We start from the raw sequence: 11,494 nt of genomic DNA, 5'->3' as shown, positions 1-11,494 counted from the left end.
TTTAATTTTAGCCATAATGGTAAAATAAAGAAAAAAGATGGAGGGATGGGTTTGAGAAGGTTTTTGCGCTATATATTTTCCATCGTTCTCTTTCTTGCATCACTCGGCGTCTATTTTACAAATAGGCTTATGTTTATGAAAAAGAAGGAAGATGACTTTATTTTAGAAAGGGAGAAGGAGTCAGGCAGGCTTGATCTGATCAAGTATGAAAACCTCCCGAAAAGAGAAGTGCTTATTCCTTCTCCATTTGGCTATAACTTAAAAGCCGTGGCTGCCGAACCCCATAAAAACAGCCGCTATATCATTATTTCTCACGGGGTTACGGAAAACAAAATGAATTCGATTAAATATATGAACCTCTTCCTGGAACGGGGGTTTAACGCTGTAATCTATGATCATCGCCGCCACGGAGAATCCGGGGGAAGACGACAAGCTACGGGCATTATGAAAAGTTTGATCTAAAAGCGATTGTTGATTGGCTTAAAGCCGAAAAAGGGCCTGATATTGAGATCGGCATTCATGGTGAAAGCATGGGGGCTGCCACCATGCTCCTTTATGCGGGAATGCTTGAAGACGGTGCCGACTTTTACATTGCCGATTGCCCTTTTTCTGATTTTAAGGAGCAGCTGACTTACCGTTTAAAAACCGAGATGAAGCTGCCCGCGAAACTCTTTTTGCCTGTTGCCGATCTATTCCTGCGAATGCGGGAGAAATATTCCATTGCGGACGTTTCTCCTATTTCTGTTATTGAAAATATAAAGAAGCCCATCCTGTTTATCCACAGCGAAAAAGATGATTTTATTTTACCGACCATGTCCGAAGCTTTGTATGAAAAGAAAAAAGGCCCTAAAAAACTTTACCTTGCTGCCAATGGGATCCATGCCCAATCCTTTAACGAAAACAGAGAGGATTATGAAAAAGTAATTGATGAGTTTTTGGAGCAGTATGTCAGCAGCAAAGATACTTTATCACAATAGAAGCAGCTGGCTTCAGTGCAAGCCAGCTGCTTCATATTAGATTCTCTAATTTTTCTTTTTCTTTATGATTTCCTTGCCATCTGCCGATAGCCCTTTGGCAGTATGAAAGTCTCCCATTTTAAAATAATAGCGTTTTTTTTCTTTTTTAATAATAGCTGCTTCTTCAAATTTCTCTTCCGTGCCGGCTACCTCTACTTTTTTAATATCCCCGCTCTGAATCTCACCAAAAATAATCGGTAATCTGTTTTCTAATCTACCTTCGTTATCGTAATCATAAAAAGTATCTGTATAAACGGTCATATGTTCATTCTCATAATGCTCCCAATGGTTATGTCCTTCATTTTTCCAGCCTTTTTTGTCACTGCCCTTCAAATAGGCAGCCGCCATGGCTTCGACCTCATTTTGCCCATCATTCTGCTGCGTTAAATACAGCAGTATGACTCCATCTTTTACTTTTTCTTTATGTAAGACTTCTTTTACATTGAATGGAATTCCATCATCAATCGCCTGGCCCATTGTTGCTGTACTGCACCCCGACAAAATCAGGAAAGCTGCCGCCAGAAAAAGTAACTTCCACTTCATTCGAATCTCCCCCAATCAGCACTCTCTTCACCCATAATGACAAACATCTTGTTATCTAACCTTTTACTAATATATTAAAACCTTATTTTCCAAAATTTTGGAAGGGTATTTTTACCTATGCAGCCTATTAAAAAGACCGCCTTCCTTCAGCGGCCGCCTGCTTCATTTTATTTTGTTTTATCAATAAAGCTCATTCTTGGGTTTAAATACTGATTCGGGCTTTTTAACTGAAAGCAATTTGCCTTCTCTGAAAAGTCTATCGTTAAATTTTCATCCAAAAATACTTCCTTGGATTTTTCCACATATATGCTGCCGGTGTTTGTTTGGATTTCCCTGTCATCTTCATCAAGCTCTTCAACAAGCCAGAGTGCCGCCACTCCGCTTACCACACAGCCGCATCCGTCTATATCATACTTTAGTTTTATAAATCCATCTTTGCCGGCAATCCGTCCCGATAATTTTTCTGCCGCCAATTCAGTTAATGTTATTTCCATGTTGTAAAACTACCTCCCCTTTGCATATGCTGATTTTAACACAGATAGGCATAACATGCTTCTGAAAGAGACAGCTGCCATTGAGCCGCCAAATAAAGTTTTTTAGAAAGGATGATTGGATATGTCCAAGGCGCAGATTAAAGTAATGGATAATGGATCGCTGCGTGTAACAGGTGATGTAGAGTTAATTGATATGGATGGCAATAAATTCGAAACAAAAAAAACCTTTTCCCTTTGCCGCTGCGGGAGATCCTTGAAAATCCCATTTTGTGATGGCACTCATAAAGGAACTTTCCAATCCTGTGTCCGCGCGGAGAAAACCTCCGATGACAAGCAATAAGGGTGGAAAACGGGGACAGTCATCCCCGTTTTTTTTTTCATTTTTTTTCTTGAATTCATCCAGTTCAGACAGCACTATTCTTCCGTAAACCGGGCATCCGCTATATCATTAATGGAGATACGGTGAATATCCTCAAACCGATCAACAATATGAAGCTTTTGGCCAAGGTCATCCCAATAATGGATGCTCCCGATGACCAGTTCATAATTTCTGCCCCTGTAATGTGTAAGTGTGACGTTCTTTTGAAATTCCATTGCCTCTGAAAGAATTTCATTCATATATTCAAGCTTCTGCTCATCCAATTCCCGCTTTTGCTCGTATGTGTCTTCCTTTGCCCAGTCTCTTAAGAGCTTTACATGTTCCGGCAGCATCATGGAAGTCCATTTAATTCTGCCCCGATCGCGAATCATAAGCTGACCCCCCTTTTACATTTTATGGCCGCCAACCAATGTCGCACGGTGTTTGGCGGTTCCTGCACCTGTATAAGAAACGGCTCTCAGCAGAGCTCCTCCTCCAAACTTGGAGCGGATCCGGTCGACAGTATAGCCGAGCTCCCTTTTTTCCAGCCATCCAAGTCGAACAGACTCAGCTGCATTTCGCTATCATCCGTAATATTGCCGAGGGAAATGGAAATCTGCCGTACTGTTTTCCCCTCATAATTCTCGTCAAAAAGCTCGAGGCAGACCCGATAAAGATCCATCGTAATATTGGTTGGCTGATCAACGGTCCTGGAGCGGTAAAAACCCCCTCCGAATTCATCCTGGCTGTAGCCAAGGCCAAAGCTGATGGTTCTGCCGGCTTTGCGGTGGCTGCGGGCCCTTCTTGCCACTTCTTCACACATCTCAAGGACCACATGCTTAATTTCCTTTTCCTCTTTGTAATCCCTCAGTAATATCTGGCTTTTACCGAAGCTGATCTGTCCTGCCATGATCGGCGCGCCTATTTCCGACAAATCAATCCCCCATGCGTGGTGATAGAGCTGATTGCCCATAATCCCAAACTTCTTCTCGAGCTTAGCCAGATCATAGCGGGCAAGCTGGCCGACTGTAAAAACCCCCATTCCATTCAATGTCTTTTCAACACGGCGGCCGATGCCCCACATTTCCCGTAACGGGGATATATTCCACAGCTTTGTTTTTACATCTCCATACGTCCATTGTGCAACTCCCCTTTTTTTCGCCTCAAGATCCAGGCAGAGCTTTGACATTAGTAAATTAGGCCCTATTCCTATGGCACAGGGAAGCTGAAATTCCCGTTCAATATCATCTTTTATTTTCCAGGCAATCGTCTGGGCATTACCCCAGAGATGCACTGCGCCGTCTACTTTTATAAAGCTTTCATCGACACTGTACGTATGGATGGCCTCCTTGGGGACATAACGGTTAAACACCCTGGTGATTTCAGTGGAGATTCTTAAATAAGTCGCCATTTTCGGCTCCTCAATTCTAATGCGCGGATCTTGGGGGACCTCAAAAAGACGGGACCCTGTCTTTATTCCAAACTCTTTTTTCATTCGCGGAGAGGCCGCCAGAACAACGCTCCCCTTCCGTTCCACATTCCCTGCAATTACAAGATAGCAGTCAAGAGGATCCAGACCAAGCATGACAGCAGAACAGCTTGCATAAAAGCTCTTCATATCAACACACAAAATTTGATCGTTCGGCATTGAGCTGTAATCAATCATGACTTCGACATCCTCCTTCAAAAAAACATAAGGCTCTGCTTATCAGCTTCTATGCTGCATAGCCCCTCTGAACCCAAAAATATTACAGGAACATCCGTTCTGTATATGTATACCCATTATATTAAGCGAATATGCGTTCGGTTTCAATGGAAATTTTACGCGGTTTTTCTTAAAAGTGGTTCTTTCTCCCGGGATAGACGCCTCACCAGCCAAAAACAAAAGAAGCTGCAGGCATTGGGCTGCAGCTTCTAGCTTCTTATTTTTGATTGAATGCGCGCTTTCCAATTTTTTCGAACAAGCCCGGAAAAAGGGCATAGATGATGCTCCCCGCATTCATCCACCGCGGAAGGTTGATTTCCCTGACCGGTCGGAGCATGGCATTGACTACCTTGCGGGCCACGTATTCAGGCTTAAGCATAAATTTGCTGACATTTTTCACGTATGTGCCCCTTTCATCTGCAATCGTAAAGAAATTGGTTTCAATCGGTCCGGGGTTAACTGCAGTCACAAATACATTGCTGTCAGCAAGCTCCATCCGAAGGCTGTTTGTATAGCCAAGAACCGCATGCTTGGTTGCGGAATAGACACTCGATTTCGGTGTGGCCATTTTGCCGGCCTGTGAAGCGATATTAATAATATGGCCGCTCCTCTGTTTCCTCATCACTGGGAGCACCATGCTCGTGCAGGCCATTAAGCCAACAACGTTTACATCAAACATTCCCTTTATTTCTTCAACTTTTGCTTCATGCGCCTCGCGGAAAACACCGAAGCCGGCGTTATTCACAAGCACATCTATGTGACCAGACCGGGCAATGATCTCTGAAAAAACAGCCGAAACTTTGTCAGTGTCTGAAACATCAAGCTTATACACATGTACATCGACTGAAAAGCGCTTCCGCAAGTCTGCCTGCAGCTCCTGCAATTTGTCAAGGCTGCGGGCAAGAAGGACAAGATTTGCTCCCCTTTCGGCACAAAGGACGGCCATTTGGGCCCCAATTCCGCCTGATGCACCGGTGATAATCACATTTTTATTTTTTAATCGGTCTGACAATCAAACCACCTCTTTTGATGCGGAATACAAGAATGCTTCATCCTCTTTATTTATATAAATCTCTCCTATTGAATGCAAATAGTCAAGCTGTGCGATTGTTTCAGAAATGGTCAGGGAAAGCTCCTTCTCATAAACCTTCGGAAAAAGGCGGCGGCACACCTCAAAAACAGTGAGCGATTCGGACTCGAGCCATGCCTTTACTTTCATTGCCCGCTCATGCTGGCGGCCAAGCCTTTCGCTTATTAACCCATTCACATTTGTAATATCCTCCCCATGTCCGGAATAAAAAAGGGATATCGGCAGCTGCCGCAGTTTTTTCAGAGACTCGTTATACTGAAGCTGCGGCTTCGGCCTTTCCGCATTGCCGGGAAGCGGCGGCTCCAGGATAGGGTTAGGTGAAATGTGTGCAAGCAAATGGTCTCCTCCAAGGAATACACCATCTTTCTCCCTGAATAAACCTATATGGCTCTGTGCATGCCCGGGGGTCTCCGTTACCGTCCAACCGTTAAGCCCTTCAGGCTGGCTGCCTTCCTTCAGCTCTCCTGTCAGGGTACGATTGCAGGAATAGCGCAAAGTCTTTTTCATTTTGTTAATAAAGGAAGCATACCTTTCAGGAATTCCAAATTCGTTAAACAGTTTTATGTAAAACTCATCATGAAATTTTAGAAATTCGTCAGTACGGGACAGCCACCTTTGGTTAAACGGGTGCCCGAACACATCAAGATTGTCCGGGAAAAAGTCAAGCAGTCCGGCATGATCGGGATGATGATGCGTGAGAACAACCTGTTCAAAATCACCGGGAGTTAAATTCAGCTCTTTAAGCTGGGATTTTAAAGCTTCCCATGCTTCATCCGTTTTAGGCCCGGCATCGACAAGAGTCAGCTTTTCCCCTTTTACTGCATATACATTAACGTCGCCGACAGGAAAAGGTGTCGGGATAACAATCTTTGCAATACCATCCTTCCATTTTGCCATTTTACAATCCCCCTAAAATCACTATATTTAAATAAAATAAAGCTGTTTTTCTATATACTTCCGCAGGCATGCTCCCTTTAAGTAAACTGTTCTGTTATCCCCTTAAAATATCAGCATTTGCCATACGCACATATTAACGGAATTCAATAACATAATTTAGAAATTTACATATATAAAAATAAGTGTACCGTTCTTTTTAGTAATTGTCATTATTTTCACATAATTTTTATGTAATATTGATAATTTTTTGAAAAATACCGCTTGACAAATAAGTGTGTCTTCTTGCATAATCACAATTAAAATTTGATTTTCACAAATCAAAGCTGTACTTCTGTACAGCAGAAAAATAGCGATGAATAAGATTAGTAAATGGAAAACGGCGAAAGAGAGTGAAGCTCGAACGGCTGAAAGGCTTCACCGTCCACTTGACCATTGAACCTGCCTTATGAGCTGTTAGGAAAACCTAAACGCACCCCCGGCGTTATCGGGATCGAGATGCCTTTTCAAAAACACAGCGGCTGCGGCAGGCATGCTGCACGAAGAAAGAAAAGGCAATGAAGGTGGTACCGCGGAAGCAAAGTCTTTTCGTCCTTTACTGGATGGAAAGGCTTTTTTATTTTTAACAGCCGGTAAATAGAGCAACAATAAGGAGGAATAACAGCAAATGAAAAAATTAGCTATTGCAGGAGCAGGATCAATGGCAGAAGCGTTAATATCAGGAATCGTCGAAAGCCGGCTCATTACCGGCAGCAATATTTGGGTGACAAACAGATGCAGCAGGGAAAAGCTGCAATCCCTGCAAAAAGCCTATGGCGTTCAGGCCACTTATAATCTTAGTGAACTGTTAAACGGGGCTGACGCTGTTATTTTAGCGATGAAGCCAAAAGATGCTCAGGAAGCCATCAATCTCATAAAGCCTTATTTACAGGAAGACATGCTGATCATTTCCGTACTCGCCGGAGTTTCGATCGAAAGCATTGAACTTTTGGCAGAAAAAAAGCTGCCAGTCGTAAGAGCAATGCCAAATACATCAGCAGCAGTCGGAAAATCAGCAAGCGCCTTATCGGCTAATGAAAGAGTGACCAAAGAACAGATGAAAGCAGTAAGAGGCATTTTTAATACAGTGGGAAAATCAGCATTTGTTGAGGAAAAACAGCTGGATGCTGTAACAGGCCTGTCAGGCAGCGGACCGGCATATATTTACTATCTTGCGGAAGCTATGGAAAAAAGCGCGGAAGAAATCGGGCTCGAAAAGGGTATGGCGAAAGAATTCATCATCCAGACACTCATCGGGGCAGCCGAAATGCTGGCCCGATCAGCCAAGGACCCCGAGCAGCTTAGGAAGGAAGTAACAAGCCCTGGCGGCACCACTGAAGCAGGTGTAAAAGTGCTTGAAGCGAACGGAGTGCAGGAAGCTTTCATTGAATGCATCAAGGAAGCGACAGCCCAATCGAGGCGGCTTGGCCAAAGCTTCAGCAGCACAGTGAAAATTTAGCTGACAGCACCTCCTCTAAAAAACGTCGTCTAAAAAAGGATGAGAAACCTGCAAATGCTCATTATTCTATTAAGCGCAAGCCTCCTTGTATGGATTGCAGTACTAATTGATGCCGTTCTGGGACTAAAAAGCCTTGACCGCCTTGAAGATAGCAATACGATGACTGAAGGCCCCCTTCTTTCTGTTATTACAGCGGCAAGGAATGAAGAAGCCAAGCTTGCGGAGAGCTTAGAAACCCAGCTGCGGCAAAGCTATAAGCGGATTGAATGGATATTGGTCAATGACCGTTCAGCCGACAGCACAGGAAGCATCATGGACCATATTCAGAAAAATGATTCAAGGGTTAAATGTATTCATATTGATTCCCTCCCATGCGGATGGCTGGGAAAAAACCACGCTCTTTATAAAGGATATAGGGAATCATCAGGGGAATTAATTCTGTTTACAGATGCCGATGTGTTATTTAAAAAGGATGCCTTCAGTAAGGCGGTTCATTATTTCAGCAAGAATGAACTTGATCATTTAACGGCGGCACCGAGCTTGACGGGCAGGAGTTTCTGGCTCAACACGTTCATTGCTTTTTTTCTTTTCGGCTTCTCCTATTATAAACGCCCCTGGCTGGCGAATAATCCACGTTCAAAGAGCGGAGTTGGCATTGGGGCATTTAACATGGTGTCCAGGCGTTCCTATGAAGCAATCGGAACACACAAGGCAATCAAAATGCGGCCTGATGATGATTTAATGCTTGGAATGAAAATCAAACAGAACGGCCTCAGGCAGAAATTTGCAACGGCGATGGACCTGATTGAAGTTGAATGGTATGAAAGTTTAATAGAAGCCTTCAAAGGATTGGAAAAGAATACTTTTGCTGGCCTTCATTACCGTATTAGCATGGTGCTATTTGCAATTGCCGGCACATTCCTTTCTCAGGTGCTTCCCTTTTTCTCCGTTTTTTCAACAGACAAAATGATTTTCAGTCTGAGCCTTGCAAACATTCTTTTTTTAGCAGCTGTTTATACAATCATTACAAAAAGAATGTCCAAATTTTCTCCGCTCCTGTTTACTGTATTTCCAATTACAGCTCTCCTGTTTATTTATTCCATAATCCGCGCCAGCATCCTAACCTTTGTACGGGGCGGCATAGTCTGGAGAGGTACATTATATAAGTTAAGCGAACTGAGGAATAAACGCTGAAAGAACACACCTTCCTGAATGCATGTTCTTTTTCATTTATGGAACTGCCTGATATACTTAATATTTAGGATAGCGAAATAAGGAGGCAGAAACTATGGAAACAAAGCTTTTTTCACCTTTTACAATTAAAGGAGTCACCTTTAAAAACAGAATTGTTATGGCACCGATGTGCATGTACTCAAGCCATAATGAAGACGGAATGGTTGAAAACTGGCACCGGACTCATTATACGAGCCGGGCTGTCGGGCAGGTCGGATTAATTATCCTGGAGGCAACCGCTGTGACTCCACAGGGCCGGATTTCTCCTCAGGATCTGGGAATATGGAGTGATGATCACATCGCAGGCCTGAAGGAATTAACCGGGCTAATGAAAGAACACGGTGCTTCACCCGGGATACAGCTGGCGCATGCCGGCAGAAAAGCGACTGTTGAAGGAGAAATTCTCGCTCCATCAGCTATTGCTTTTAATGAAAAAATGAAAACACCAAAAGAAATGACAAAAGAAGAAGTATCAGAAACTGTCCAGGCATTCAAAAAAGGCGCTGAAAGAGCGAAAAAAGCCGGCTTTGAAGTAATTGAAATTCATGCGGCACACGGATATCTGATAAATGAGTTTCTCTCACCCCTAAGCAATAAACGGAATGATGAGTATGGAGGATCGGCTGAAAACCGGTATCGCTTACTCGGTGAAGTCATTGAAGCCGTTAAAGCCGTTTGGGATGGACCTTTATTTGTCAGAGTATCAGCCCATGATTATCATGATGAAGGGTTGACCTCAAGGGATTATGCAGAAATGGGAAAATGGATGAAGGAGCAGGGAGTGGATCTAATTGACGTAAGCTCCGGAGCAGTAGTGCCGGCCAGAATACATACTTACCCGGGCTACCAGGTCAAATTCTCTGAGACCATTAAAGAAGGTGCGAATATCCGGACTGGTGCAGTCGGGCTTATTACATCCGGCCTGCAGGCTGAAGAAATCCTCCAAAACGAGCGGGCTGATTTAATCTTTATTGCCAGAGAATTGCTGAGAGACCCTTATTGGCCGCGGACAGCAGCAAAAGAACTTGGCGCAGCAATCGAACCTCCTAAGCAATATGAACGGGGATGGCTGTAACATAAAACGAGGGATGGCATCTGTTAGCTGCCATCCCTCGTTTTGATTAAATAATCTGCAGTGAATCAAGGAATACAATGATAATAACCAGAGGAACCACATAGCGCAGAAGGAAATACCACGCAGAAAAGACTCCATTCAGCGATTTTGACCCCTGAAGCAATTCACTTCTCAGCAGGTCTTTCTTCATTTTGTATGACACAAATATGGAGATCAGCAAAGCTCCAACCGGCATCAGGATGTTGCTGACAAGGAAATCAGCAGCATCAAAGATGATTTTGCCGTAAATTGAGATATCGGATAAGATGCTGAAAGATAATGCAGACGGGACCCCGACGATAAAGATAGCCAGCCCTGTCAGCCAGGCTGCACGGGTTCTGCCACTTCCATTCTTATTCGTCAGAGCAGCCACCACAATTTCAAGCATTGAAAAAGCGGAAGTTAAGGTTGCAAATAGAAACAGTGCAAGGAAGAGGAGCAGGAACACCCGCCCAAATAGAATCTGATCGAAAACAGATGGCAGGACAATGAACAATAAGCCAGGACCTGCAGCAGGCTCAAAGCCCAATGAGAACACAGCAGGGAAAATAGCCAGTCCAGCCAGAACTGATATAAATAAGTTCATTCCGACAACAGAAAATGCAGGCTGCATCAGATTTTCTTTTTTAGATAGATAAGAGCTGTACGTTACCATAACCGATACCCCGACACTTAGAGAGAAAAACGATTGGCCCATCGCATATAGTACGGTTTCAGAGGTTAGGTTTGAAAAATCAGGCTTTAAAAAGAACGAAACGCCTTCCATCGCATTATCCAGTGTCAGGGATCGTGCAATCAAAATAATAAATAAAAGAAACAAAGCCGGCATCATAATTTTGCTGACCTGCTCGATCCCCTTCTGGATGCCTTTTGCAACCACTAAAACAGTTATGAATAAAAAGATCCCCTGTGCCGCTACAACAGATACAGAGTCTGACACGGCTGCGCCAAATAGCTCCTCATAATTGCCTGCACCATTCATAGACCCGGTAACTCCGTATACAATGTACTTCAGAATCCACCCGCCTATTACACTATAGAAGGATAAAAGCAGAAAACACGTGAATACGCCAAGGTAGCCAATCCAGTGCCATTTAGTTCCCGGAGCAATATCCTTGTATGCCGAGATTGCCTCCTTACCTGTACTGCGGCCAACCACAAACTCGGCCAGTAATAGCGGAAAACCAATCAAAAGGGAAAATAACAGAAATAATAAAATAAATGCCCCGCCTCCGCTTGTTCCTGTCACATAAGGAAGCTTCCAGATAGCTCCAAGTCCGATTGCCGAACCGGCCGATGCTAAAATAAATCCTATCTTCGATGACCATTGCTCATTTTGCTGCATGCCTGTACCTCCAAATTTTTTTAAAAACAAAAAAGCCACATTCTTCAAAAGGGACGTGATTTTAGGTTCACGCGGTACCACCCTTTTTGAAAGCATGTGACTTTCCACTCAAAAATATAACGGATTTACCGTCTTTTCTGCTATATGCAGGAAAGATAAGCTCCAAGATGAAATTCATTTTATCTTTGTGCCAGTTTCCACCAT

General features: G+C 43.6%; 10 protein-coding genes, 2 pseudogenes and 1 other annotated feature (1 of these 13 only partly in view). Of the genes and pseudogenes, 5 read left to right on the top strand and 7 right to left on the bottom strand.

All coding sequences use genetic code 11. From position 1 onward, the window contains the following. Positions 1-51: 51 nt before the first annotated feature. A pseudogene (locus tag LLY41_RS07295) lies at positions 52-977 on the top strand (alpha/beta hydrolase). A gap of 45 nt (positions 978-1,022) precedes the next feature. Here LLY41_RS07295 and LLY41_RS07290 read toward each other — a convergent pair. Both LLY41_RS07290 and LLY41_RS07285 read right to left on the bottom strand, forming a co-directional pair. After that, positions 1,023-1,559 (bottom strand): hypothetical protein, encoded by a 537-nt coding sequence (locus tag LLY41_RS07290; RefSeq protein WP_304587301.1) that lies wholly within the window; start codon positions 1,557-1,559, stop codon positions 1,023-1,025. A gap of 167 nt (positions 1,560-1,726) precedes the next feature. After that, positions 1,727-2,053, bottom strand: coding sequence for an iron-sulfur cluster biosynthesis family protein (locus LLY41_RS07285; RefSeq protein ID WP_095244765.1), 327 nt, complete (start codon positions 2,051-2,053; stop codon positions 1,727-1,729). A gap of 121 nt (positions 2,054-2,174) precedes the next feature. On the opposite strand from LLY41_RS07285, the gene LLY41_RS07280 reads away from it, so the two are divergent. After that, complete coding sequence (locus tag LLY41_RS07280; protein ID WP_095244766.1) at positions 2,175-2,393, top strand: CDGSH iron-sulfur domain-containing protein; 219 nt, start codon at positions 2,175-2,177, stop codon at positions 2,391-2,393. 74 nt (positions 2,394-2,467) lie between these two features. Here the strand turns inward: LLY41_RS07280 and LLY41_RS07275 are convergent, their stop codons facing one another. The 4 genes and pseudogenes from LLY41_RS07275 to LLY41_RS07260 form a co-directional block, all read right to left on the bottom strand. Further along, positions 2,468-2,803, bottom strand: a complete 336-nt coding sequence (locus tag LLY41_RS07275; protein WP_304587299.1) for a YolD-like family protein — start codon at positions 2,801-2,803, stop codon at positions 2,468-2,470. A gap of 15 nt (positions 2,804-2,818) precedes the next feature. Further along, positions 2,819-4,077: pseudogene (locus LLY41_RS07270) on the bottom strand (Y-family DNA polymerase). Between the two features lie 256 nt (positions 4,078-4,333). After that, positions 4,334-5,128, bottom strand: a complete 795-nt coding sequence (locus LLY41_RS07265) for an SDR family NAD(P)-dependent oxidoreductase (protein WP_095244769.1) — start codon at positions 5,126-5,128, stop codon at positions 4,334-4,336. Continuing rightward, the gene (locus tag LLY41_RS07260) at positions 5,129-6,103 is read right to left on the bottom strand and encodes an MBL fold metallo-hydrolase (protein WP_095244770.1); all 975 of its coding nucleotides are present in this window, start codon (positions 6,101-6,103) and stop codon (positions 5,129-5,131) included. Between the two features lie 664 nt (positions 6,104-6,767). Here LLY41_RS07260 and proC point away from each other — a divergent pair. From proC to namA, 3 genes are all read left to right on the top strand, one after another. Next, a complete protein-coding gene (proC, locus tag LLY41_RS07255) occupies positions 6,768-7,598 on the top strand; it encodes a pyrroline-5-carboxylate reductase (RefSeq protein WP_304587298.1) in 831 nt (276 codons plus the stop codon). Positions 7,599-7,652: 54 nt separating this feature from the next. Further along, entirely contained in the window at positions 7,653-8,792 is a 1,140-nt protein-coding gene (locus LLY41_RS07250; RefSeq protein ID WP_304587297.1) for a glycosyltransferase family 2 protein, read from the top strand. Positions 8,793-8,886: 94 nt separating this feature from the next. Further along, complete coding sequence (namA, locus tag LLY41_RS07245; protein ID WP_304587295.1) at positions 8,887-9,906, top strand: NADPH dehydrogenase NamA; 1,020 nt, start codon at positions 8,887-8,889, stop codon at positions 9,904-9,906. Positions 9,907-9,952: 46 nt separating this feature from the next. Here namA and LLY41_RS07240 read toward each other — a convergent pair whose 3' ends face one another. Further along, the gene (locus LLY41_RS07240) at positions 9,953-11,290 is read right to left on the bottom strand and encodes a sodium-dependent transporter (protein WP_304587293.1); all 1,338 of its coding nucleotides are present in this window, start codon (positions 11,288-11,290) and stop codon (positions 9,953-9,955) included. A gap of 46 nt (positions 11,291-11,336) precedes the next feature. Continuing rightward, positions 11,337-11,494, bottom strand: a binding site (T-box leader); it runs 59 nt beyond the window's last position.

The sequence above is a fragment of the Cytobacillus firmus genome (genome assembly GCF_023612095.1).
Taxonomy (GTDB): Bacteria; Bacillota; Bacilli; order Bacillales; family Cytobacillaceae; genus Cytobacillus.
This window is presented reverse-complemented; position numbering and strand designations above follow the sequence as displayed.